17 protein-coding genes are annotated in these 24,600 nt (G+C 40.5%); 12 read left to right on the top strand and 5 right to left on the bottom strand.

What is annotated here, in order from left to right; genetic code table 11:
• Nucleotides 1–202 precede the first annotated feature (202 nt).
• Both PARA125_RS08495 and PARA125_RS08490 read left to right on the top strand, forming a co-directional pair.
• Entirely contained in the window at nucleotides 203–1,678 is a 1,476-nt protein-coding gene (locus PARA125_RS08495) for an alpha/beta hydrolase (protein ID WP_213158461.1), read from the top strand.
• A 586-nt stretch (nucleotides 1,679–2,264) separates the two neighbouring features.
• Complete coding sequence (locus tag PARA125_RS08490; protein ID WP_213158460.1) at nucleotides 2,265–3,752, top strand: leucine-rich repeat domain-containing protein; 1,488 nt, start codon at nucleotides 2,265–2,267, stop codon at nucleotides 3,750–3,752.
• Nucleotides 3,753–3,825: 73 nt separating this feature from the next.
• On the opposite strand, the gene PARA125_RS08485 is transcribed toward PARA125_RS08490, so the two are convergent.
• Both PARA125_RS08485 and PARA125_RS08480 read right to left on the bottom strand, forming a co-directional pair.
• Nucleotides 3,826–4,014 carry a hypothetical protein gene (locus PARA125_RS08485; protein WP_213158459.1) on the bottom strand — a complete coding sequence of 63 codons (189 nt, stop codon included), beginning with the start codon at nucleotides 4,012–4,014 and terminating at the stop codon, nucleotides 3,826–3,828.
• 367 nt (nucleotides 4,015–4,381) lie between these two features.
• Complete coding sequence (locus PARA125_RS08480) at nucleotides 4,382–5,149, bottom strand: hypothetical protein (RefSeq protein ID WP_213158458.1); 768 nt, start codon at nucleotides 5,147–5,149, stop codon at nucleotides 4,382–4,384.
• Between the two features lie 171 nt (nucleotides 5,150–5,320).
• Between PARA125_RS08480 and PARA125_RS08475 the strand changes: the two genes are divergently transcribed.
• From PARA125_RS08475 to PARA125_RS08445, 7 genes are all read left to right on the top strand, one after another.
• Nucleotides 5,321–6,172, top strand: a complete 852-nt coding sequence (locus PARA125_RS08475; protein WP_213158457.1) for a ParB/RepB/Spo0J family partition protein — start codon at nucleotides 5,321–5,323, stop codon at nucleotides 6,170–6,172.
• Between the two features lie 89 nt (nucleotides 6,173–6,261).
• Nucleotides 6,262–7,383, top strand: coding sequence for a vWA domain-containing protein (locus tag PARA125_RS08470; RefSeq protein ID WP_213158456.1), 1,122 nt, complete (start codon nucleotides 6,262–6,264; stop codon nucleotides 7,381–7,383).
• On the top strand, nucleotides 7,380–8,468 hold the full coding sequence (locus tag PARA125_RS08465) for a VWA domain-containing protein (RefSeq protein WP_213158455.1): 1,089 nt from the start codon (nucleotides 7,380–7,382) through the stop codon (nucleotides 8,466–8,468). Before PARA125_RS08470 ends, PARA125_RS08465 begins: the two co-directional genes overlap by 4 nt.
• Nucleotides 8,465–10,189, top strand: coding sequence for a hypothetical protein (locus PARA125_RS08460; RefSeq protein WP_213158454.1), 1,725 nt, complete (start codon nucleotides 8,465–8,467; stop codon nucleotides 10,187–10,189). The genes PARA125_RS08465 and PARA125_RS08460 overlap by 4 nt, the downstream gene beginning before the upstream one ends.
• Nucleotides 10,183–11,973 carry a hypothetical protein gene (locus PARA125_RS08455; RefSeq protein ID WP_249274301.1) on the top strand — a complete coding sequence of 597 codons (1,791 nt, stop codon included), beginning with the start codon at nucleotides 10,183–10,185 and terminating at the stop codon, nucleotides 11,971–11,973. The genes PARA125_RS08460 and PARA125_RS08455 overlap by 7 nt, the downstream gene beginning before the upstream one ends.
• Nucleotide 11,974: 1 nt before the next feature.
• Nucleotides 11,975–12,793 carry a hypothetical protein gene (locus PARA125_RS08450; RefSeq protein WP_249274300.1) on the top strand — a complete coding sequence of 273 codons (819 nt, stop codon included), beginning with the start codon at nucleotides 11,975–11,977 and terminating at the stop codon, nucleotides 12,791–12,793.
• A 262-nt stretch (nucleotides 12,794–13,055) separates the two neighbouring features.
• Entirely contained in the window at nucleotides 13,056–14,036 is a 981-nt protein-coding gene (locus PARA125_RS08445; RefSeq protein WP_213158453.1) for a hypothetical protein, read from the top strand.
• 255 nt (nucleotides 14,037–14,291) lie between these two features.
• Here the strand turns inward: PARA125_RS08445 and PARA125_RS08440 are convergent, their stop codons facing one another.
• The 3 genes from PARA125_RS08440 to miaB form a co-directional block, all read right to left on the bottom strand.
• Nucleotides 14,292–14,954 carry a hypothetical protein gene (locus tag PARA125_RS08440; RefSeq protein ID WP_213158452.1) on the bottom strand — a complete coding sequence of 221 codons (663 nt, stop codon included), beginning with the start codon at nucleotides 14,952–14,954 and terminating at the stop codon, nucleotides 14,292–14,294.
• A 645-nt stretch (nucleotides 14,955–15,599) separates the two neighbouring features.
• Nucleotides 15,600–17,612: a ribonucleoside-triphosphate reductase, adenosylcobalamin-dependent gene (nrdJ, locus tag PARA125_RS08435; protein ID WP_213158451.1), complete on the bottom strand. Its 2,013-nt coding sequence runs from the start codon at nucleotides 17,610–17,612 to the stop codon at nucleotides 15,600–15,602.
• 179 nt (nucleotides 17,613–17,791) lie between these two features.
• Nucleotides 17,792–19,105 carry a tRNA (N6-isopentenyl adenosine(37)-C2)-methylthiotransferase MiaB gene (gene miaB, locus PARA125_RS08430; protein ID WP_213158450.1) on the bottom strand — a complete coding sequence of 438 codons (1,314 nt, stop codon included), beginning with the start codon at nucleotides 19,103–19,105 and terminating at the stop codon, nucleotides 17,792–17,794.
• A gap of 259 nt (nucleotides 19,106–19,364) precedes the next feature.
• Between miaB and rplM the strand changes: the two genes are divergently transcribed.
• The 3 genes from rplM (at nucleotide 19,365) to PARA125_RS08415 (ending at nucleotide 24,000) form a co-directional block, all read left to right on the top strand.
• Nucleotides 19,365–19,808: a 50S ribosomal protein L13 gene (gene rplM / locus PARA125_RS08425; RefSeq protein WP_213158449.1), complete on the top strand. Its 444-nt coding sequence runs from the start codon at nucleotides 19,365–19,367 to the stop codon at nucleotides 19,806–19,808.
• 18 nt (nucleotides 19,809–19,826) lie between these two features.
• Nucleotides 19,827–20,213 (top strand): 30S ribosomal protein S9, encoded by a 387-nt coding sequence (gene rpsI, locus PARA125_RS08420; protein ID WP_213158448.1) that lies wholly within the window; start codon nucleotides 19,827–19,829, stop codon nucleotides 20,211–20,213.
• A 169-nt stretch (nucleotides 20,214–20,382) separates the two neighbouring features.
• Nucleotides 20,383–24,000, top strand: coding sequence for a hypothetical protein (locus PARA125_RS08415; protein WP_213158447.1), 3,618 nt, complete (start codon nucleotides 20,383–20,385; stop codon nucleotides 23,998–24,000).
• Nucleotides 24,001–24,600 lie beyond the last annotated feature (600 nt).

Raw genomic sequence — 24,600 nt, 5'->3', positions numbered from 1 at the left:
GAGCTTGCATTGAGTAGCGGGGGAATCAACGTTTTTTAAATTTGCTAAAGGATTTAAAGATAAAACTAAAATTATTTGTTGAATTTATTTAAAATTTTCACTATAATATTTTTGTATTAATAATAATTTTAATCCCATCAACTTAGCATCCTTCAAGTTGATTGGATATAGAGCGCTTATAACAACATATCAGGGGGCCTCCATGGAATGTTCTTCTTCTTTTTCTTATTCTTCTTCATATTCGGATACGGGAAATCCTCTTTTTCATAAAAACGAAGTAGAAGTGACTAATCCTATGTTTTCTGCGGTACCTTTTTGCCCTTCGGATCCAGATACGGGAAATGCTCTTTTTCATAAAAACGAAATAATGTGTACGGATTTTTGGAGGCTTCACAATCAGTTAGGTATGGGCTTTGCACAACCTTCTCTTCTAGATACACCTGATTCTGAAGTACCTCCTTCAGATACTGACTCCTCTTCCGATACTGATACAGATCCCGAACGAGAACTTTCTTCTGCAAGTGCTGAAGAGTCTCTTTCCGATACCGATACAGATCCCGAACGAGAACTTTCTTCAACAAGTGCTGAAGAGCCTCCTTCCGATACTGATACAGATCCCGAACAAGAGCTTTCTTCAACAAGCCAAAAGGAATTTCGTTATCCTTTAGATTATACTCTTGAGGATGATTCAAATTTCGCGCCCCAACTTTGGATGCTGAATGATCGTCGGGAGTCAACTAGCCCTACCCACTTTTCGGCTGGGACTCAAATAGCAAGAGTTAGCTTTTCTTTCTCTGTTGGCTTTAAACAAGGCTGCTTTGCTTTTTCTAGGAAAGCTAAGCCCATTATGAAAAAGTACAAGGAGTTTAGCAATTTTAAAATTGAAAAACTTTCTGATCGCAGAGTTTTAATTCTCATTCATGGTTTCACTGTACAGCATACGGGCGCGTTAAAAATGCTATGCAAAGTTGCTGATAAAGTTAAGCATAGTTATGACGTTGTCATTGGCTATTCCTATCCTGCCTATGCCAAATTTTATGAATACCTCCCAGCGGAAAGGAATGCGTTGCAAGCGGCTAAAGAGCGCTTACCAGCGATATTGGGCTCCATACAAAAGGTAGCTCGAGAGGTACACATTATTGCCCATAGCATGGGTACCATAGCCGCCATGCATGCATTAAATCAAGAATCCAGCCCAAAAATTAATAAATTATTCCTCTTAGGAGGGGCGGTTGAAGAAGCAAGCATTTTTGACTGTGAAGGGCAAGGGTGCACTACTATGAAGCGAGCATTAGAGAATGTCGAAAATATCTATGCACTTTATTCGTGCCACGATAAAGTTTTGCCATGGCGTAGTCTCTTTAATCCTTCTCGCACACTTGGGCTTCCTGATCAGGCCATACAGCAAAGGCCTATTGCTGAAAGAGTTCGCTTGATTGATACGACCCCCAGTGTAAAAGGTCATAGCGACTATTTCGCAAGCCCAGCAATTTTTAAATTTTTTAGACTCGCTAATGACGAAGAAGTTTCCATACAAGGGCGTTATTTTTCTCTTACTTCTACTCACTTATCTACTACAGTGAAACCCTTTGCGTGTTCCAAAGGGAAGGAGAAAGAGAGTGAGAAGGATATCAAGCCAAAATCACTTAAAAAAAGGGCTATCTTTAAATTCTCCTAGGATAATAGAGGAGGTTGCGAAGCAATCAGGAGGGGGTCTTTAGGACGTGCAAATTTTGTAGAAGATAGGCTTGCTCCCTGCAACATGCAGAATAGCCATCCGATGCGTCGAGCAAAGAGGCTTTTCTGCATATTGTGCAAGTATTCGGCTGGCCTTCGGCTATGGTACAATCTCGCCATTTCCATCCCTGTATATTGGGGGTGTTAGCCACTTAATTTTTTAGATCTAAGCAACTTAATCCTCAATTCTAGCATTCAAGGGTTGTGCTTCCTAGAAAAGCTACCCTAATCGCTTTACTGCTTGCTTTTCAAAAATTTGAGACTTTTCTTTGATTGATACCAACTGCAAAAGGTTTATAGACTCCTTTATGGCTCATTCCCTGCCGATATATTCAAATTTGGATTTAAACCCTTAGCAGCTAACAATAGAGTTTTTTTATTTGGCAAAATCCTGGGAAAGATGGGCTTTTCACCGATTGCTGTTTTATTTATAAGCTCTGACAAAAACGAATTTTTCTTAAAAACTATATTTGAATAAAAAATTCAGATGTCGCAAGCTGGCTTTTTTTGACAGCTTGTAGGTTTTTATGTTAATGCCGGCTTTTTTGCCTTCAGAACTGATGTACTTATCTTCCTTTGAAGAAGATGAACCTCTTTTTCAAAAAGTTAAAGAAAATTCTTACCTTTTTAATGCTTTTTTTATGGCTGCCATTGAAGACGAGGGATGGATCATTAGACATGAGGAGTTTATCCATTTAGCTTTAGAATGGGTGACAGAACAGTTTGCAGCAGACCGTCTCCCTTTTCAGCTCTCAAAAAACATCGGAGAAAAAATTCGGCAACATTTTTCCAGCTTAGAATTAAATATCCCTCTCGATTTGAGTTGCCAGGTAGGAGAGAGCCGCCTTGAGTTCAATAGCTTGTTGTTTGGGACAGCGAGCGATTTTTTGCATGACTTTTTTTTAAAAAAATGCCTAGGAAAGAAGCGTCCTTTAGAAATTGTCTTGCGGGGGATTGAGTGGGATATTTTGATCACCCTTTCGGAATGGATGAAATTTGGAGATATTCCTTCCCTTTGGAAAAAAGAGGAGAAATTTTTATGGAGTGTTTTAAAACAAGCCTCTACTTGGGAAATGACCGCTGTGGTAGAAATAACGCAAGAAATTTTAAAACGCTATCTAAATCGCGCGAACGTTTTTGATCACTTGGTTTTGACGCATGAGCAAAAATGGCATTTTTTGAAATATGCGTGCTGTAAGGTCATTAATGAACTAGGCGGGGGGATGACCGTTTTTGAACAGGGAGAGAATGGGCTTGGTTTCGAATTTTTAGAATTTAATGCCCATTCGCTAGGCGTGTTCGATCGTTTGCAAAAATGGATTACCCATTTAGCTTTCAGCTTGTCGTTAACTGAAGAGATGGCTTTTAGCGAGACGATGCAAAAATGCCCAAAGCTAATCGGTTTAGACATTAGTCGCACCCGTATTTTCACAGAAAGGCTTTATGATATACCCTCTCATCTTCAAGAGTTAGATATCTCCATGTGTGTTTGGCTAACGCCTGCTAATCTGCGCAAGATCATCGAGATTTGTCCTCGCTTGGTTCGGTTAAATTTAAGTAGTAACGGGCAAATCACGGCGGCGGGATGGGCAGAGCTGCATCGCTTACAATTTTTAGAATTTTTGGGAATTTCACGCTGTCATCAAATTTCAGATGATGATTTAAAGTTAATTTTAAAAGCCTGTTTGAATCTCACAGAGCTCCGCTTAGAAGAGTGCGAAAAGTTGACAGACAGGGGCTTTTTTAACCTTGCGCTGAATATTCCCAAAATCGTGGGATTGAGCCTTGCAAGATGTGGGATAGGAGATACCTCACTCATTGAGATTGGGACGCGCTGTATCTTTTTGCAAAGGCTCGATTTAACACGCTGTGAAAATATTACCGACAAAGGGGTAATAGAAATGGTTTGTCAAACCAAAACTCTTCGAGAATTGGTACTTACGCATTGCTCTATTAGTCCTGAAGCGATTATTGAAATTCGCAAACTAAAGCCTTTATTAAAGGTGAAGGAGTAACCCAGAGAGAAAAGGCGGCTTATAGGCCGCCTTCTACCTAAAAATCTAAGTACATAGGTTATTTCCTTCTATGCTAGAAAGAAACTGTGAGTCGTCCTTCGATTTTAGCAATTTTTTCTTTTTCCACTGCCAATTCAACCGAATTCGAACTTTTCTGAGATTGTGGATTGACGATTAGATTAAGCGTGGTTTCAAAGCCGACTTCTTCTAGATCTTGTTTTTTTAGATCGTCAAATGCCAGTGAGTAGCTATTTGAACTCACAAATTATTCTCCACTTACCCAAAACTGGGGAGTTTCCGGAAGACGTTTTTTATTGTTTTTGTTATATGACAAAAAGCAGTTCAATTTTGTACGTATTCCAATTGATTTGTTGCTAATCTTACCTGTTTCACATTTTAAAACGGTAAGCTTTATTTTTATTTCGTTTAAAAAAACCAAAGGGTGTGGCTTCGAGCAAATAAAGACTTGTGTCACCTCCTTGGTGCTCTATTCTTCCACAATTCTGGGGACAAAGACGAAACTCTTCTGCCAAGCATATTGAGGGATTACCCCCTAATTTATCCATTTAAACATCGAGTGCTTATTTCAGATTTATCATCTAAAAACAATACCTGCAAGCTAATGATGCTTACTTTTTTAAAATCTTTTCCCGGGCTTCAATATAGTTGGCTAAGAGAATTTTTTCGTTTTCAAATGCTTGAGTTAACTTTTCGTACACCGCGGGAGATTTTTTTCTAAATAATTTCCAAGCTTCCCATGCTTTTTGCTCTTCTTGTAAGGCTCCCGTTTGCTGATATAACATAGCAAGCCGCAAAAGATTAAAAGCGACTAAAGTTTCGCCCAATCTCGATTTATCAGCCTGTTCTTCCATTTGTTTGGAAAGAGCTTGAGTTTCATTTAAAGCTTGCTCATATTTTTTATTGCAGAGGGAGAGAGTCGTTTGAGCAAACTGGGCATAAAGCGACAAATCTGTTTTTTTTGTGCGCAAAAGAGCGGATTCAGCAAAAGGTTGCGCGTCTTGAATAAAGCCTCGATTAATTAAAGTTTGAGCGATCATGCCATCGTAAGCAGCGTGCAATTCGGGTCGTTTTGTTAACAAAGTTTTCAACGTCTCCAAAGCTTCCATTTGTCCTTTTGTGTTCGCTTCGGTAGGGGGCAATTCAAAGGTATGAAAAGCATTAGCGGCTTTAAAATAATCGGCTTCCGCCTTTTTTTCATCGTTAAAAATAAATCGGGAGAGAAGAATCAGGAAAAAAAACAAAATGGCGGCCATGCCAATCAGATACTTTCCGTAAAACTCTAACCAATGAGTGACAGAATCCCAATCAATTAGGGAAGAAGGGGGTGTCTCAGAAGTTTCGAGAGGAGAAGATGGATGTTTATTCTGTTTTTTCATTGTAGTTTAACCACACTCAGTCAAAAATAAGTTCTAGATTTTAAGAATAAAGATAAAACAGCTTGAAAATTAATGTCTATTTTCCTTAATCATTTACCCTTTTCTTGCCGTAACACACTAATCATAAACAAATAGTTTTTATTGTAAAGCGAAAATCTTGAAGGTCACATAATGAATCAAGCTGTAGGAAAAAATTCCCAGGAAGAAACATTTTATCAAGAAGAGTTAGTGGAAGTCCCACTCTCTCAAATCCAACAAAATCCTTTTCAGCCGCGCCGCAGTTTTTCTCAAGAGGAATTAAAGGATTTAGCAGCCTCGATTAAAGCTGTGGGGATTTTACATCCCCCCCTCGTGCGTTTAGTGGAAGTCAATAATGAGAAAAAATATGAAATTATTTCGGGGGAAAGGCGTTGCCGAGCTGCACAGATAGCCGGATTAACTTCTTTAAAAGTGCTAGTTCGAAAGAGTTGTGAAAGAGTGTCTGCCCAAGCAGCCTTGATTGAAAACGTGCAAAGGGTCGATTTAAACCCGATTGAAGTTGCAAAAGCTTTAAAGAGTTTAATGGGGGAATTTGGTTTTAGCCAGGAAGATTTAGCGATTCGCATAGGAAAAAAACGTTCAACGGTTTCTAATTATTTACGTTTATTAACCCTTCCAACGTATATCCAAGAAGACGTCTCAAATCATGTGATCACGATGGGGCATGCCAAGGCGATTCTTTCTCAACCCGATTTGGAAAAACAAAATTTACTCTACGAATTGATTTTACGCGACGAATTAACTGTAAGAGAGGCAGAAAAAGCGAGCCTAAGAATCCAAGAAAAAGCTAAAAAAAATGCGTTGGTGTATGCAAACCGCGATTTTTTTCTCGAACAATTATCAGAAAAGCTGCAGCGTAAATTAGGGACTAAGGTTCATATTATGGGAAAAGGCAAAAAGGGGAGAATCACTATTGATTACTATAGCTTAGATGATTTAGATAGAGTATTAAGTTTTTTTGAATGTGGAGAAACAGGTCTCTAAATCTTGGGGGAAAGAGAGGGACAAAAACATCTCAAATTAATTTTTATAGTTTGAATTTTTGTCTGTGGCAAAAAGTGGAGAGTCCAGGTATGGAAGACACTTCCTTTGAATTCAGCTATTTAGCTAGTTTACTTGCTATTGTGGCATGGGGCATTTTGTTAAGTTTATGGAAGAATGGAAAGCTTCCTCAAAAACCTCGTTTCTTTTTTTCCCAAGTAGCTGCTATAAAGCCTTTGTCTTCTGGGTGGCGAGTCAAATATGCAGAGGTGCCTTTTTGGTTAAAGGCCATCTCATTAGCTTTTTTAACCTTGGCATGGATTGATCCTCACTTCTATACCTTAAAACCAGATCTGAAAGCCCACCGGCTTGACCGGACCCCGCGGGAAGGAATCGCCATTTATCTGGTTTTGGATCAGTCGGGTTCTATGGCTCAGAAAATAACCATAGACACCGAGGAAAAAGGGAGAATGTCAGTTTCTAAAATCGATTTTATCAGAGAAATCACGCGCGATTTTGTGAAAGGAAATCCAGCTAAAGGGCTTGCCGGACTTTCACACGATCTTATAGGCTTGATTGGTTTTGCTAGGGCAGCCCAAGTTCTTTCTCCTTTAACCCTGGATCATCAAGCAATCCTCAACCAACTCGATCAATTCTCGACTGTCAAACATTCTGATGAAGATGGAACCTCTATTGGGTATGCCATTTTCAAAACAGCCAATCTAATTGCTTCTACAAAGCATTTCGCGCAAAAGCTTAAAGAAGCCTCCCCTTATACCATTAAAAATGCAATCATGCTAATCGTAACAGATGGATTTCAAGACCCCCATCCACTCGATCGAGAAGACCGGTATCGCAGCATTGAATTAGAGGATGCCGCAAAGTATGCTGAAGAGCAAGGGGTCAGAGTCTATATCATCAATGTAGAGCCTCGAATTGGTTCAGAAGAATGTGGTTCTGAAAGAAGGGTGATGCAGAAAGTGGCAGAGAGGACGGGAGGCAAGTTTTATTTGCTCGATCATATGGAAGACCTTAAAAACGTTTATGCGGATATAGATAAATTAGAAAAAAGCGTGTTGCCAGGTTGGAGCAAAAATGACCAACCGATGTACTACCAAAGGTTTTCTCTCTACCCTCATCTAATTGCCGCGGGGCTGGCTTGTCTCTTTCTCGCCGTTCTGTTAGAGGCCTCTTTACTGAGATCTGCCCCATGATAAAAGATATTTTATTTGATTTTCCTGAGGCTGTTTTCTTACTTCCTGGCGTCTTTATCTTCATCTTAGCTTCAATAGCATTGCAACGTCACCGCCTATCGGTGATGAAACGGTATTCAAAAGTCCTCCAAAAAGTGATGTTGCCAAGAGATCTTTTAAGCGTATGGGTTAAAGGAACTTTAGTGTGCCTAGCGTGGGTTGCTGCTGTTTTAGCTCTCATGCAACCAAAAGGTAATAGCCATTATGCTCCCCATACAGCCCTTTCAACAGCCTCAGAAGGTCTTCCCCTTCACCAAATGCAATTTATTCTAGATTCTTCTGCTTCTATGCAAGTAAAAGATATGCGCAATCAAAGCCGCTTTGAATATGGAAAAGAAATTATAGATGAATTAGCGCGAGAGCTTGAGGGGAAAAGTGGGTCTTTGTGGGCCTTTGCAGGGCAAGCAACAAGGCTATCGCCGGCTACAATGGACGTCTTATTTTTGCGGTTGATGGTGCGCGCTATGCAAATGAATGAGGGAAATACAGTAGGAACGAATCTTTTGAATGCCGTAAAAGCTATTCAACAAGAAATGGAGGGGCTTTCTCAAGATCAAAAGCTGATAGCCATTTTGTTAAGCGATGGTGAAGACACAGAAGATAGAGGAGAAGAAGAAAAAACAAAAGATCTTAAAACCCTTTTAGGGGAACTAAAAGCTCAATTTAAAGAAAGATTGCGCATTTATACTATTGGAATAGGAACTAAAGAAGGGGGAGAAATTCCAGACCTGTTGATACAGGGGAATAAAATTCATTCAAAAAGGGAAGATAGGTGGTTAAAGCAGATTGGAGAGGCTGTGGGAGAAACTCTCCTAGCAGAACAGCAATCTTCTATAGCAATAGCGCAAGAAATCCTCAAAAAAATAAAAAAGGAGGACCTTAAAGAATGGATAAAAAAGCCCTCCCAAAATACCATACAAGAAGCTTCTCAAACATTAGTTTACACCTTGTATTTTCAATATCCACTCTCATTTGCCCTTCTTTTTCTCGCAATTGAAATCTGCTTTCCTATGGTACGCCAGCAAAGAAAAGGGGGACCTCAATGAAAAAATGGGCGATTTGGATGATCCTCTGTTTTGGAGGCCCTCTCTTGTATGCCAAAACAGAGGCAGAAATTAAGACAGAGACTGCCAATCAATTTTTTATGGCAGGAGATTATCAAAAGGCCGATCAAGAATATGGAAAGATTTTACAATTACCCCTCTTGCCTTGGCAAAAAGAGATTGCATTATATAACAAAGGGAATGCTTTATTAGCGCAAAAAAAATGGAATGAGGCCCTATCTCAATTTCAACAAATTGTTCCTTCAGAAACTTCTTTCCCCTTACTCGCGAGTTCCCTGAAAACCAATCTAGCCGTCACACGCTTATTTCAGGGGGGGCAGCTTTTAGAAAATGAAGCTGGGACAAAAGAAGCTTTTACTCCAATCTATGTTCTAAGGAATGCCCTTATGGGTCTTCAAGACGCTCAAAAAGCAGATTGTGACTTACAACGGATAGAGGGAAGCTCAGTTTGCGAGATGTCAGAAAACCTTCGCTTGATTATGCGAGAAGCTCGCATTTATCTCGCTTTGGCAATTGAAAATAACCAGCAAAGACAGCTTTTTTCTTCTTCGGTAGAAAAGGGGGTGCCCCTTCTATTAGTGGGCATAAAAGCTATTAGCCAAGACCTCTATTTTTTAGAAGAAAAGGCGTTTTCACCTGCTCAGAGGGAAGCTTACAAAACATGGTTTTCGGCAAATGCGCAATCTTGGCTGCCCTTATGGGAATCTATGCGGGCATTTTTTGAAAAAGCCTCTTCCCCTCTCTTCGATCAGTCTTATCAGAATTTTATGCAGGGGCTTGCTTTTATGCAAAAAGAGGAGTGGAAAAAAAGCCTGGAATCTATGCGCCTTGCCGAAAAAAGCTTGCAAGACCTTTGGCAACAAATTTGGAAGAAGCAGCCCTTTATGGCGCTATTGCAAAGGCTCAAGCATGCCTACCAAAGTTTAGAATGGCAAGACCCTTTATCCACTTGGGAAGCGGCAAGCTTACTGGAAGAGCAAAAGCAAGTGCAAGGGCAGGGGAGAGAAGATAGGGGGGAAGCTTTACAAAAATCTACCGAAGACTTAGCAAAAAGTGTGTCCTTTCTGAAGGAAAAGCATTCCCTTCTAGGGCGATTTTTCTTTGAAGAAGCAGGAGAGGAATTAAAAGATTTGATTGTTAGGATGAATTCGCCTCCACAGGTAGAGGATCCGATTGAAATTTTAAAAAAAGCCATTGAAAAACAGCGTTTTGCTCTTAAACTCAATCAGCTCCAACAAAAAATGCAAGGCTCATTAGAAGACGTTCAAAAAAATGTACGCAATAGGCAAGCAGACACAGTTGCGGTCATTTCCCTTTTTTTAGAGGCTGTGACTAAAATGCAGCAAAAAGAAACTTCTAATCCATTTTCCGAAAAAGAGTGGAAAGATATCCTGTCTTTCGTGGGTAAGGGTTATCAAAAAGCTCTTGCGGCAGCAAAAATTCTACAAGAGGAGAGCCCTCTTTCTGCAAGAGCCAGCTCTTTACAGGAACAGGCTGCAAAAGATTGGTTTATCGCATTAGAAAAGCTAAAAAACTTGGAGCAGGTCCAAAAACAGAAGCAAGAAAAAAACTTTTCCATGCAGCCTGCAGAGCAGAAGATTAAACAGGTATTCAAAATGGCCCAAGAAATGGAAAAAAGCGATCGCGCCTTAAGACAAGCCTACACTCCAACGCCTCTTAACCAAGGAGAAAAACCATGGTAAGAGTGGACTTCTTTCAAAAATTGTTTGCCTTTAAACAACTAGCGTTAAAGATGACAAACAACACCCTTTTAGTGTGCAGGCGAGGTTTCGGAATACACCTGTCTAGGTTAAGGGGATTGCTCTTCCTCTTTTTTTTAGGAATTTGCTCCCTTAACCCTGGAGAAGAGGTGAAAGTGTCTGCAGAGATTGAAAGAGATAGAGCTTTTGCAGGACAGTCATTGCCCGGGACTGTGATGATCACCCATAACTCTCAGTCAGCTGTAGATACCGAAAGCTTTATGTTAGATGGGAGAATCCCTCTAAAGGTTCAATTTCAGCGCACTGTTAAAATTTCTCAAGAAAGCCCTCTTGTGATTTCTGTTTATTATTTTACTTTAGATCCCCAGGAAAAAGGCCTTTACGTTCTTCCTCGTATTCAAGTGGTGATTGGGGGGAAAAAGTATCAATCCACTCTTTCTTCTTACGAAGTTCATAGCGCGGATGCTTCAAAACCTTTATCGTCACCTCTCCCTTCCGTGTCTTCTGGAACTGTACAGCCTGAAACTGGCCCCCCTATTTTAAGGTTGGAGGCTTTTGTGCAAGGAAAATCGACTTTGTTTCCGGGAGAGCGTACTTATTTAGTTTATCGCTATATTTTTAATACAGATATCGAGCTAACCAAGGAAGTTGTTCCCATGCTAGAGGCAAGCGGGATGCGCAAGGTAGGGAGTAAGCAAATTCATGATCACACGGAAGGCAATTTTAGCATTAGGGAAATTTTGCAGGAGGTTGAAGCTGTCAAACCGGGAAAATATGTGTATGGGCCCTCTTTGATCGAAGGCTATGCAGGGCGGCAAAAACAGCTTTTAAAAGCTCAGGCCCCTCTTGTATCAGTAGTGGTGAATGCATTGCCCCAAGAAACGGCCCCAAAGTCTTTTAACGGGGCAATTGGCGATTTCACCTACACAGTAAAAATGTTAACTCCCTCAAAGGTTCGAGTAGGAGATAAAATTCAATTATCGATCCAAGTTGCAGGTAAAGGGGATTTATCCACTGTCAAATTACCCGACCTATGTTGCCAACCAGGTTTTGAGGGGCTATTTAGTCAAAGTGATTTAATAGATACAGGAAAAGTCCAAGGAGGCACGCTTGTGTTTATGGCCGAAATGCGACCTTTATCTGGGCTTGTGCATGAAATTCCCAGTATTGAATTTTCTTCGTTTAATCCTACGACCCAGACCTATCAGATTAAGCGTTCTAGCCCTATTCCCTTAAGTGTCATAGACGCTCCTCTAGAGGATCAAGAAAAAAAACTGGTCAACTCAAAAGAGGCTTGGAACCCGTTGAATGCTAAACCTATGGAAATTGAAATTCAGGGAAATGAGCGATTATCAAGATCTGACCTAGATAACAGATTTTTAGCAACCTGGTGGTCACTTCTTTTAATTCCAGTAGGAATCGGCTTAGTGTTATTTCAACTTCACTTGAAGAAACATTTAGCGGAATCAGAACGGCAACCATCCCTTGACCCCAGCGAGGAAATTTTGAAAGAGGCCTTAGGAAGCAGAAGTCAGAGCGACCTTTGTTTTTCGTTATTAACCCGCGCCTTGTTAACACGTTTAGTAGAAAAGGAAAAAATTTCTAAAGAAGCCATGAATTGTAGCTCACTTCCTCAAGAAGGTATTATAGGAGAGGTAAAAGAGTTTTTGATGCAAATTGAAAAAATGCGTTTTTCCAATCATCCAAAAGTTTCTGTGGAAGAAAATCTGATGAAAGGGAAAGCCCTATTTCTCAGGATAAAATAAAATGTTGCCAAAAAATTTAAAAAGGATAGGAATCGCAGCTTTGCTTCTCGTCGCAGTGTTGGCGAATGGGCTTTTTTTGATTCGAGAAAATTTGCAAAAAGACTTAAGTAAAGTTGAAAATGCGTATCAGGCAGGTGAACGGGCAACGACTTTAAGTGAAAGAAAAAAAGCGTTTAACCAAGCTTTGGAAGGGTATTTACAATTAGAAGTAACTTATCATCCCCTTTATGGAAATGGGAAGCTTTACTATAATCTGGGAAATACCTATTTTCAACTGAGCGAATACCCCTTAGCTATCTTATACTATGAAAAAGCGTTAAATTTACTTTCCGATCCAGTTAAAGCGGAAGAAAATTTAAGAATAAGCCGGCAAAAGTTAGAGATTGAAAGCACCCCGCACCGAGTCAATGTTTTTCAATCTCTCGTTTTTTTTCATAAATGGCCTTTACCTACTAGGCTACAGGGGTTATCCCTGTCTCTTATTTTGATCACCGGTTGTCTCTCCTTATTCATATGGTACCCTTATCCTGGGATCCATTCCCTTTGTGGGTGCCTAGCAACAGTGGCTTTAATCTTACTTGGAAGTGCTCTTTACTCCCGTTTTTTCTCTTCGGTCGATGCGATTGTTACCCACCCCACTTTTCTTTTTCGAGAGGCGGGAGCGCAATATGCAAAAGTGCGGGAAGATCCCTTAATAGCAGGGTCAAAAGTGGAAGTACTTGACTTCAGCAAAAAGGGTTGGATCAAAATCGCCACTTCCCAGGGAGAAGTTGGATATACCCAGGCTATAGATATGCAACTTATCGAGCCATACCGTTAGATAGGTATAAAAGAACTTAAATAATTTAAAAATTTTTGATTTCGAGATTTAAGATATTGCTCAAATGCATTGAGTGGGCTATACTTATAAACCTGAGCTTGGTGTTTTTGCTTCTGGTAGCTTAGAGGGATTTTGACAGGCATAAAGGGTTTTTTACAGAAAATAGCCTGAAAGTTAAGTTAAAAGCAAATGAAGCTGGGGAAGAAAACTTCACATCTCAGTTTATAAGCAAGTTGATGAATATTTACGTAGAGTCGTTTAGATGCAAGTAGAGCGGAAAGCTTTATATAATTTATTGCGGATGAATTGGTTGCTTGAGCCAAATTTAAAAGTTATGGCTTGGCAAGTGGAAGATTACCGTGCCCTTCCGATGGTTGAAATTTTTAAGCGATTGCAAGCCAAGCAAGTGGAGCTAGATAAAGTGAGCTTTATCGCCTTAGCTGAGCATTGCGACACTCCGGAAGATTTAACGGATGAGCTTCTGGGAGAAGCGGAGATTTCTCATGAAGATGAAGATCAAATTTACTTATTGCTTTTTGAGTTATGGCGTAGACTTATCCCGGAAAAACCCTGTCTTTCCACTTTTTGCGACGAATTAGATCATCAAATTTATCTTTACGATCAGGGCCACCTTGATCAAGAAGAAGGCATGCAAGATGTTTTAGCAAATCTGCAAGTCATCCTAGATGAAAACGTGGATAGGGGAGGAAAGCCTCTAGAGGTTTTCGAATTAGTGACGAATACCTGTGCGAATGATATCGAAAGTTTCTTATATGACTTTATCGCTGAGCAAATTGATCATCACAATTATGCTTATGCCTCTGAGTTGATAGAAGGGTTTCAAAAATACATTAAAGATGATAAGTGGTTTGAGTTTTTAACAACGCGCATTTTAGCCGTGACTGATAGCCATACTGCCAATTTACAAGTGCGGCAGCTCATTAAAAAAATCATGACAAAGCCAGATTTGGAGTTTATTTTTGAAATTTTGACCTTCTTGGTGCAAGATGGAGAGAAAGAAGCTTTTGTAAAGTTGGCCAAAAAAGGGGCTTCTATTCTTCAAACAGAAGAAGACTTTCGCGATATGCTTTTAATTAGCGCTGACTTTTTTCATCATTTAGATTTAGATAGGCAAGAAGCAGAGATAAAAAAAGTCTTACAAGCGCGAAATCGAAAGTCCCCTACAGAGCGGATTTCAGCGCAAGATCTAGCTATTCAGCAATTCGTAAAAATTTTGGAGTAACGTTCCCAGCTAATGAGAACGTTACATTTTGTTTAAGTCCTAGGCCGGAGAGGCTTCTGGTTTTCTTGATCTTCATTATCTTTAAAATTTAAAATATATCTAATGTCTGATTTGTTAGACGTGCCCCTTGCTGTTGCTTTCTGGGGCTTTTCAAACGATTTGGGATCGACACGGATAAACTGGAAATTTTCCGAATTTGCATAAGTTCTTTTGAATGGCTTTGAGGATGGAGAAGGAAGGAAGGTTCTTCTTCTTTTAGCTTGAGGGGGGAGAGTCTGAGCATGGTGGGAGGCTATAGCCTGACTTTGCTGGCCAATTTGGAAATGCCGCGCGCTCGCCATTGGATTGTCTTTCTTCTTCCCTGCTAAAAGCTAAACCTTTGCTTTCCTGGTGGGAGTTTGCGCGTTTGAGAACCTCATTTTCTTTTTCCCCCGATTTTTTTTGCTCCACTGTGTATGTCTTGAGAGTTGCAGACAAAAAATCGCGGCAGGTTAAAGTTTTCCCTAGGACCTCCGGTAATTGAGAAAGGGGGTGATAATGAATCGCTGAAGTGGGTGTGGAGGAGGGCAATGGACTAGCAGATAGAACGTGAGGAGATGTAGATAGATTTGAGACATCTCGCATTGTTTCGAAAAATAGCCTGTTGACCTGTTCCCTTAGGGCATTCAAAGAGGGGCTTTGAAGCTTAGCTTGTTCAAACACTGCTTCAAATAGTTGATAATCGTTTTTAAAAGAGTCTATTAAAATTGTTTGAAGCTTTGGGGAAAAAGAGATTTGACTCGATCGGATTTGAGAACTGAAAAACTCTAAGCAGGTTTGTATTACTTTTAGTTCTCTTCTAAGCCGCTGCTCGCTTGCTTGTGCGAGAAGATGTTGGACGAGATGCTCTTTAGAAAAATGACAATGATAATGAATCATTTCTTTCTGCCGGATGCCTAGCTCTGGAGAGTCACACATATAGATGTGTGTAGGATTGATTTCGTTTATCTACATACTTCACCTTGTGATAAAATTTGTTTATGAGTATTTTAATTAGTCTTTTAAATCGATTTTCTTTATCCGATTGCGGTGTAAATGAGGTTTTGTTTACGGTTAAAATTAAAAAAAAGTCCTAAATTAAAGCCTTGAGTGACTGTTGGTTACAAAAGAAAAGCACTCTAAAGGGTTCTAAAATTTTTCGCAATTAAATAAGAGGATTAAAATTAAGGGCAGGTTTGGGGAAAGAAAAATTTAGTTAAAAGCGCTACTTGCTATTTAAGAATAATTTTAATGATTCACCAGAAATATGGGTTTATTTTTTGAAGGCGAACAGGATGGGTGTACATCCGTTTACGCCAAGGTTTAAGGGGGCGTAAATTATTGAAAAGGGATGAATAGGTTAGAACTTCCTTTTTTCTTTTGGATCGATGCTTTCCTTCATATACTTCGCCTGTAGGATTTACGGGTCTTAATAGGCGTCTTAGCGAAATGGCATGCGTTCTCAGCCATCTTACCTGTTTTTTTTAAGCATCTATGAAAGAGCAGCTGAAGTTTTAGCGGCTCTTTTAGCCCGCGTATTCTTTTTTAATTGGCAGGACAAGTTCCCAACAAACAGCTATCCTCAAATGTATTTCCTTGTTGCGAGCGAAGCCCCTCGTATGAAATGGGCTTTAATGTCTTGACATATCCGTCGTAAGTTGTTTTAGAGACGACTTCTTGAGGAAGATAGGCGTAACCTAAATCTTGAGCATTTTTGGTGGGATCGTTTCGAAGTAAAAAAGATACTCCCACATAAGCATCCCAATGGGCGAGAAGCCAATCAATAATCTCAGGGATTTCAGACGGATCGTAAGAAATTGTGGTCGAGACATTTTGTTCTGACCAAGATTCTTGCAAAAGGCGATACCATTCTAGCTGGACAACTGCAGAATCTGTATTGATGTCAATTTCTTCTAAGGTTCCGTTTTTATGAGTAATGCATGTATGGGTAAAGGGAATTTTTTCATACCTGATTGGAAATTTTACGAGAACAGATTCTGATTCAAAGGGTTTTTCCATGACATGGTAGCCTGCTTCTTTCAAGCGAGCCACAAGGGGATCATGCTTTGAAAAAGTGATGAAATTAAAAATGTATTTTCCTAGAGGAAGATGAATACCTTCGGGAACTTCTCCCCATTCTTCTGTGCCCATGATTTTGCTGAGCGTTCCGCTTGGCTTGACACAGGTGACATTTTTAGGCAAGGGGCTATTTAACTCATTTGCCATACTGTAAGCCGCGCTGACAGCTATATTTTTCATTCTTTTGTAATCATAAGGGGAGAAAGGGCATGCCCGAATACCTGTGAGTCCTACCCCACATAAATGTAAAAACTGGTTATTTAAATGCCAGGCCTCTTGAAGAATTTCATCGCGCAGGTTGACCATGGTCTGGCGGTAATTCATGCGCGCCGTAATGTATAGCGCGCGTTCAAGCCCAATTTTATCTCCTTGAAAAGCTAGAAGGTTAATTTCAGAGAGGTTGCAAAAACTTTTATTTCCTAGCAAAACTTCTACGCACGGATTGCACCCTTTGAACCAGGGAGCTCGACGTTCAGCTGCTTCGGCATTAATTAATCCCGGCTCAGAGCCACCTGAATCGATCATGAGTTTAAAAATGTACTCTAATTCCTCCTTAGAAGGCTTTTTTCTAAACAGCAAGCTATTGTTTGATTGCTGGCGGTGTGCATTATCCCTTAGCCACCACTCCTTTTTGAAAGTGGCAAATTCTTCCCATTCGGGCTGGCCATACTCAAAAAGGGCAATTTGAGCTGACCGTCGAGTGGATAATAGAGTTCCGAGCCAGTTAACAATATCCAAGATATCAATACGGGTCAATAATTGATCGGCACGATTGGATAAGATAGTCGCAATGGCTTTAAAGGCCTTACTCATCGGAACATCCCCTGCAGAGATCCAACCATAACCTTTGACTCTTTCTCCCGCTGGCCTGATTTCTGAAAAATCTAAAATGAGTGTTTTAGCAGGAAATTTACCCGCCATCAGCTTTCCAACCGCTTTGGCCCATGCCGTGGCAGAATCTCCAATTTTTATAGTCCATATTTGGGAGCGAGAATCATAATGCTCGACATTATGTTCAAGCCCTCCTTTCTTGGTCCGTTTGGAAGGGATAATTTGAATCTCTTCTAATGGCTTCCTTAAGCCGTTTAAGGTGCCGATGATAGGCTTAAAACCCACTCCGCAACCTTGCAAAAGCAGCCATAAAACGTCTACGATATCATAAACAGTTTCTACATGCGTGTAAGCACAATTAAACATGCATGATTCCCTGGTTTGGCTAAGTTCAGCTCCTCCTAACCACAGGGTGCGTCCCGCAGGAGCAATGCGCCTTTCCTGGATAAGTAAACGCATTTCTTCCAGCTCTTTCATTTCGCGAGAATTTAACTGCCGGCCTAGAGCCCTTTCCCATAACCATTGCTGATGCCGGGTAACTCTACTAACCACCTGATCCCAACTTTCCAGTAAATTTGTTTCGTCGCCTAGAGGGCGATGGTAGGTCCTGAGGGATGCCATCATAGCGCGTGCTGTGGGTGTGATCATAACTGTTCCTTTTTGATGCACATTTTAGGCTCTTTTTGGAAAAGTGTATTACGTGACAGCATAGCCTCCTATAAATGCATGCTTGCTGTGAAGAGAGGCCTTTTCTTAGTATCTAAATTTTATATAAGGGAAAAGCGAGATTAAGAGAAGGGGTTTTGAAATTCCCCTTTGCGATTCATTTAGAGAGTCCCTAGCAAGGTTTGATTCGTATAACTATGAATTTTGACATTTTGTAGAGTTCCAATTAATTCCTTTCCCCCTTCAAAGATCACATTCTTCCAGCAGCGTGTGCGCCCCTTGAGCAAACGAGGGTCTTTTGTGCTAGGCCGTTCCACCAAAACTTCAACGGTTTCATCCAGCATTTTTTGACGATGTTTTGCATAAATATCTTCTTGTAGCTGCATTAAAGCGTGCAATCTTTGGTTTTTAACTTCCTCAGGGATATCATCTTTCCAGCGCATGGCAGGAGTGCCTTTACGAGCACTATAGGCAAAGATAAAGGCCACGGCATATTCAATTTCTTTTAAAAGGCGATAAGTTTCTTGAAATTCTTCCTCTGTTTCCGTGGGAAAGCCTACGATAATGTCAGTTCCTAGAGCCACATGAGGGACAAGCTCTTTGAGCATAGCCACTTTTTCCAAGTACTCCTCCACAGTGTACATGCGATGCATTTTTTTAAGAATACGGTTAGAGCCGGCTTGAAGAGGAAAGTGCACAAATTCGCATAAGCTTTTTAAATCGCGGATGGCATACATGAGTTCGCGAGAAATATCAACAGGGTGGCTTGTCATAAAACGGATCCGTTCCAATCCCGGAATAGCGTCCAATTTTTCTAGCAAATCGTGAAACAAACATCCCCATTGAGGCGCATCTTTGCCGTAGCTGTTGACATTTTGCCCTAAAAGGGTCACTTCTCTATACCCTTGAGAAACGAGATGGCGGCATTCTTCTACAATATGTTCAGGCGGACGAGAAACTTCTTCTCCTCGGGTGTAAGGAACCACGCAATAGGTACAATACTTACTGCAACCGCGGATAATAGAAACGTGAGCGCACACCTTATTATCTCGTTTGGCACCCATATAATCTAATTCAGTTTCAAATTTGTTGTCTGTAAGAGAAGTTTGTTTGCCGGTGGAAATCACATCGTCTAATACGCGATTAAGATCGTGGATATTGTTGGTTCCTAAAACAAAATCAATATGGGGCACTTTGTGGAAAAGGGATTCTTTTTTAGCATTAGCCATGCAGCCTGTGATGCCAATAATCACATCGTGATTGCGATTGCGCCCTAGCTTTCCTAATTTTCCCATCACTTTTCGTTCGGCAAGGTCTCGAATAGAACAGGTATTAAAAATGAGTAAGTCCGCAGATTCTTCTTCCAAAGATCGAACTAACCCTCGATTTTCAAGAATTCCGACCATTACTTCGGAGTCAAGTTCGTTCATTTGGCAGCCATAGGTGCGCACATAAAAGGTTTTTGGATTTCGCATGAATGTTCTCAATTAGATTGTAATGATAAAGCCTTGCAATGAGCAGGCCTCACGCTTTTGGTGATTTAAATTCTCTCATTGCGCTATATATGTGTTTTAATTGCCTCCCATTTTAAGGAATAAAGGGATCTTTTTCAAGGCTTCATGCAAAAAACGGCAAGAAATGAAAGAATTAAAGCAAAAAAAGTTGGCAAAAAACGACATAAAGCGTATGCTTTCTATTTGATTTATCACTAAAACTTTGTATAAAAGGTCAATTATGACGCAAAAACGACAAAAAACATTTGTGCTCAAAAAGCAAGATATTAAGCATCAATGGTTCTTGCTGGATGCAGCAGGGAAAACGCTTGGGCGCTTTGCTTCTGAAGTCGCAAAAATTTTACGAGGCAAACATAAGCCGACTTTTACTCCGCATGAAGATGGGGGAGATGGCGTAATCATTATTAATGCCGATAAAATTCGGGTAACAGGTGCTAAAGAAGGGCAAAAAGTCTACCATTACTATACCGGTTATATGGGTGGTATGAGAAAAATCCCTTATCGCACAATGCTAGCGCGTAAGCCTGGCTATATTCTTGAGCATGCAATTAAAGGAATGATGCCTTCCAATCGTTTGACTGATGGCCAATTGACAAGGTTGCGCATTTTTGCTGGTGAAGAGCATAACTTGGAAGCTCAAAAACCCATTAAAGCTAACATATAGTAATTAAAGAGGTATCACTTGGAAGAAACAGTTACAACAGGTAGACGCAAAACCGCAGTCGCCTCAGTGCGCCTCCGTTCGGGCACTGGAAAAATTGATATTAATGGAAGAGCTCTCCATGAGTATTTTCCGCTAGAAATTCAGCGGCAAGTTGTATTAGCTCCTTTTGAAAAATTAGGCGGCGTTCACAAACACGACGTGATTATTCGCGTGAACGGCGGCGGAGTTGAAGGGCAAGCTATTGCAATTCGTTTAGGCCTTGCGCGTGCATTAGTCGAAAATCAAGAAGAGCTTCGCCCCGATTTTAAATCGGCAGGCTTCTTAACACGAGATTCACGTAAGAAAGAACGTAAAAAATATGGACGAGCAGGAGCTCGTAAGCGCTTCCAGTTTTCTAAACGTTAATTCCGTTTGGGCGCTTTTATTCTCTTTTCAAGCCACTGGGTTTTCAGTGGCTTTTTTTATTCCCTTTTTATTTTTTTCAAATAAAAACTTCACTTTGTTTAATAAATTTCTTATAATAACGGTAAGGATCTTAATAGTTTTTTCTACTCTTTAATAGGAGGAGCTTAAAATGTCGAGTCCAAGCCCCGAAATCCCCCCTTCTTTACCGACAAGTCAATTATCTTCTCTTAACTCAGCAGGTGGACACCCAGAGGTGGAAGAATCCCATGTTGGTTATATTCAAGGGTGGGAGCAAGTGACTCTTATTGCCCAATCAGGTTCTTCTAACGTCAAAGATATTTCCAATACCATACAAAATTTAGCGAAAGATATTTTTCAAGCCCAACAACAACTAACTTCTCATTCTACCTTAATAGCGAGTGGAGATAAAATCAGTGAGAAGGACGAGGAGAGCTTGAAAGCAGCTCTCAATCATTCTAAACAAGGCATCCAAGATGTGGAATTGCAGCTTGCCCATGTTAAATCAGGGGATAAAAGGGCACAATTGGAAGGAAAACTGCATGTCTTAAAAGCTCGATTAGAAGCTTTAAATAGCCAGTATGAGGCGATGGTTAGCAAGCAAGACGCCAGAAGAGCGGCAGGGACTATACGAAGGGAAATCAATCATCTTTTGTTCGAAGGCTCGAAAAATCCCCTCCAAGCAGCGCAAAACTTTGAAAAAGCAAAAGCTCAATTAGCTAAAAACGATCCCAGTGGAACGCTTTTTCCAGAGTTAAATCAAAAATTACAAGGATATGCGGGCAAGTATTTAAAATTGTCCTCCGAGGAAAAAAGCATAGAGAAGAAATTAAAACAGGGAAAATTTGAAAGCGGAAAAGTTTCAAAAGAAGAAGCTAAATTCATCGAATCTATTATCCGGAAAAAGATCCAAGTCCTCTCATTAGAGACTGACACGGCTGTCAAACACGAAAAATTTGCAGAAATTAAAAAATTAACCAGAGGATTATCCACAAATATAAGTTTTTTAAGCCATTTTGAAGAAATGAGGGATTTAAAAGAAACCTCTCTTGGACAAGTAGGTAATCAATCTTATTCTGGCATTTCTCTCTCGGAAATGCGGATTCTTATTTACGATATAGGGACAAAAAAAGCGGACGAGTTTACCGCTCAGCTCCCTCAAACCGTGTCTAAAACAGAAGGATCTCAACCTCGTGCTAAGGTTCCTGAAGCTGAGATTTCTTCCAGTGAAAAAAAAGAGGCTCAATTTAAAGTAGGATTGCTAACCTATTTGTTTAACCGACCAGTTGGTAAAATTGCAAATAGGCTTAATACTTTAGCAATCAATAACTTAAAAATCGAAAAAGCGATTGAAGCGCAACTTTCAGAAGTGGCAGGAAAAACGGCGGAACAATGGAAGCATGCTGATGGGAAGCAAATTCACACGCTGAATGGCTTGATTCAACAAGAAAAAGAAGCTCTCGCGAAGTTAAAAACAGAACTAGGAGAGAAAGGGCCCAGCCGGTTAGCTTCTGAAGTGGAAAAAGCGATTTTAAAGCAAGAAGCTGTCATTGCACGTTTAGAAGCTAAGCGAGATGTTTTAAAATCCCAGTTTGGCGATGATTATAAACAAGGTAAAGAAATCCAAAAGAGGCTGGAAGAATCTATCCAAAAGGCTCTTGCAAACAAAAATGGTCATAGTGGAGAAGCGTTGTTTGAGGCTTTCAATGCCCAACTCGAGCTCGCGGCACTGGCAAAGCACAGTCCGCAGCTGCAACAGATGAGCCAAACGGCGATCGCCCGATTAACATCTCCCGAGGTACAAACCTTAGCTAAATTAACCAAGAGCGAAGAGAAATTAAAAGGCCACTTACTAGAAGCAAGCTCGCAGAAAGATCTCCAAAGGTTAATGGATAAAGCAGGAGGAGCAGAAATTAGAGATATTTTAGCTAAAGAAACGTTAAATAGCTTAGTTTCTCAAAAAACTTCTGAAGAAAGTGTCAATGCAATCAGCCTTTTAAAAGCGCAGGTAGCATTAGGCAATCCCTTGGTTTTATCATCAGCTAGCGACTCCTTTCATGCTTTATCAGCAGCTTATGAAAAATTTGTAGGCGCAGATGCTGAAAGAAACCGAACAGATTTTTATGCCCAAAGAGCTGAAATACTGAACGCAATCGCCACAAAAGGATTCATAGGAGATTTGACAAAACAGATGGAGCAATTGAGAGAAAAGGGAACTTCTCAGGGAGCCCAAATTTCCAAAGAATTGGGGAGCGTTGAAGAAAATTTTAGCAGCTATGTTGAGAGCAGGACAGGTAAAACACGAGCAGAAAGAGGGGTGAGTGAACGGCTTCAAGAAGGTAAAAGCCTGACAGCTTCGGATAAAGAAGCGGTGCAAAGTTTGCTGAATAAAAATGCAGAGAGAGCCTTATCAGTTCGTGGAGAGGGGACAGCAGAAGCTGCCGAATTAGCCGCAGAATTAACGAAGCTGAAAGGGGTTAAAGTGGGGAAAACGTGGGGACAGCGTTTCACCCGGGCTATGAAATTTAAAAAAGCCTCTGAAGAAGTTCCAAATTCACAAGCTATTTGGAGTGCTGTATTGGCAGATCCAGCCTTGGCAAAAAATCTTGCTATTCTTCGGGATCAATCAGAAAGACGTTTAAAAAATATTTTAGAGGATTTGGGGACTATTTGGGGGACCTCACCTATAGACGACACCCAACTGCGCGTCCAAATTGATAAATTGACGAAAGAAACGGAAATATATGCGGCTTTTAGCTTGCAAGCAGGGCAGGAAAGTCCAGCCGTTCAATTGATTAGGACGAAATTAGAAGCAGAAATCACAAAGCAAGTTGAGCATTTGCTCAGCCAACCAACTGGTGACTTTGAGGCTAATTTGCAAGCCCTTAAGAGTGCAAGCGATATTGTCATTAAAGCTCTTATGGTTTTACCAAGTCCGATCCAACTGGGGGTAAAAGAGCAAATGGTTCGTTCTGAAGCATTTAAAGAGAAAATTGAGCAAATCTTGCCCCGCTTTGCTACCTTATTCGAGGTTAATTCTGATGAAACGGCAAAGATTTCATCGAGCTCGCATCAGGTAAAAACGTTAGCAAATTTAGTCAAAGTTGATAACTCTAAGCTGACTTTTTTACAGCAAGCTGACCTCCAAAATAATTTTGTATCGGCTTATAAAGAATTGATAAATGTGGCAGGGGGGGAATTGGCTCAAGGGCAAGCAGGCTATGATCAGCTTTTATCTCAAAAAGAAGAATTGAAAAAAATTCTAACTGCACAAGAAAGCGCCTCTTTGGAAAAGTTCTTAGAAAAATTTGCTCATTATTTAACTAAGCTAAAGCCGGTGGCGGATCGTTTCCGCGAAATAGAGGAAAAACGCGCAATAGACAAAAAAACTGTATCAGCGGAGGTTTGCTCAGAAGCGGCTGAGGTGCTGGAATCCGAAGCTTTCAAGGAATTAGCAGCAGCTGTTCAGGAAACACTTGGAGCTCAAAGAGGGATGGAACAGGTCAATGCCACAGCTGCTCGCCTTATCGCGCAGCAAGGTTCAGAAGCAAAAATTTTTGATGATGCTGGTTTGGGGGTACATTTTACGCTTATTAAGCATCCTATTGATCGGTTCTTAAAGTGGCCAGGGCTGCTAGAAAGTGTGAGAGATAAAATCGCTAAAAAATCTCCCCCCGAAGGAAGCGAACTTGCGCAAGTACAAAACCAGTTTGCTCGCTTGCAACATCAAGTGCAAGAGCAAGCGAACATCATGAACAGAAGTTCTTAAAGACCGATCGATAGTTAGGTCAGCCATCAGACGTCTATGTTAAAGGGGAAGGGTGGGTCGGCTTTTGCAGCCTCTATGGCATACAAAAGCACTGCCATTCCTTTTCCCACGTAAAGAGGATTTAAAATGGCCTAGGGTGCTTAAGCCAAGAAAACGGTCGCGATGCCCTTTTTTCAGTTCCGTTGTCACTATTTGTTTAGGTCGGCCAAATCCTTAGGTAATCTAGGAAAGGGAGACTTTGCGCGCGGATACGAGCAGGCGATGGGGATAATCTCAGACAAAATAATGGTGGGAAACAATTGGGCTAAAAGCAACCTATGCATTAACCATTGTAAAGCGTTCTTCTTTTTTGCCTTAAAGAAATAATAAGATTGAAGCCTCCTTTATAAAAAAAGAAATAGAAAGAGAGCTCATTTCAGAGCCCCATTTTGCCAAACATTTTCTCAATTCATTTCCCTCCAGCTTATTTTTGTTAATGCGCTTAAGGCGTAACAATTTCTCCTTAGGATTGATGTTTTATGGATATCTTGCTATTTTTTTTTGAACAAATAGGAAAACAACATTTCCTCTTCTTTTCTGAATTTATTTAGACTTTCTTTA

The sequence above is a fragment of the Parachlamydia sp. AcF125 genome, from assembly GCF_018342475.1.
Taxonomy (GTDB): Bacteria; Chlamydiota; Chlamydiia; order Chlamydiales; family Parachlamydiaceae; genus Parachlamydia.
The sequence above is the reverse complement of the archived record's forward strand: the minus strand, read 5'-3'. Positions and strand labels throughout refer to the sequence as shown.

Coding starts and splice junctions, on each gene's coding strand:
- PARA125_RS08415 (WP_213158447.1), top strand. CDS start 20,383: ATGTCGAGTCCAAGCCCCGAAATCCCCCCTTCTTTACCGACAAGTCAA.
- miaB (WP_213158450.1), bottom strand. CDS start 19,105: ATGCGAAATCCAAAAACCTTTTATGTGCGCACCTATGGCTGCCAAATG.
- PARA125_RS08495 (WP_213158461.1), top strand. CDS start 203: ATGGAATGTTCTTCTTCTTTTTCTTATTCTTCTTCATATTCGGATACG.
- PARA125_RS08460 (WP_213158454.1), top strand. CDS start 8,465: ATGAAAAAATGGGCGATTTGGATGATCCTCTGTTTTGGAGGCCCTCTC.
- PARA125_RS08440 (WP_213158452.1), bottom strand. CDS start 14,954: ATGATTCATTATCATTGTCATTTTTCTAAAGAGCATCTCGTCCAACAT.
- PARA125_RS08480 (WP_213158458.1), bottom strand. CDS start 5,149: ATGAAAAAACAGAATAAACATCCATCTTCTCCTCTCGAAACTTCTGAG.
- PARA125_RS08470 (WP_213158456.1), top strand. CDS start 6,262: ATGGAAGACACTTCCTTTGAATTCAGCTATTTAGCTAGTTTACTTGCT.
- PARA125_RS08450 (WP_249274300.1), top strand. CDS start 11,975: ATGTTGCCAAAAAATTTAAAAAGGATAGGAATCGCAGCTTTGCTTCTC.
- PARA125_RS08445 (WP_213158453.1), top strand. CDS start 13,056: ATGCAAGTAGAGCGGAAAGCTTTATATAATTTATTGCGGATGAATTGG.
- PARA125_RS08475 (WP_213158457.1), top strand. CDS start 5,321: ATGAATCAAGCTGTAGGAAAAAATTCCCAGGAAGAAACATTTTATCAA.
- PARA125_RS08455 (WP_249274301.1), top strand. CDS start 10,183: ATGGTAAGAGTGGACTTCTTTCAAAAATTGTTTGCCTTTAAACAACTA.
- PARA125_RS08465 (WP_213158455.1), top strand. CDS start 7,380: ATGATAAAAGATATTTTATTTGATTTTCCTGAGGCTGTTTTCTTACTT.
- nrdJ (WP_213158451.1), bottom strand. CDS start 17,612: ATGATCACACCCACAGCACGCGCTATGATGGCATCCCTCAGGACCTAC.
- rplM (WP_213158449.1), top strand. CDS start 19,365: ATGACGCAAAAACGACAAAAAACATTTGTGCTCAAAAAGCAAGATATT.
- PARA125_RS08490 (WP_213158460.1), top strand. CDS start 2,265: ATGTTAATGCCGGCTTTTTTGCCTTCAGAACTGATGTACTTATCTTCC.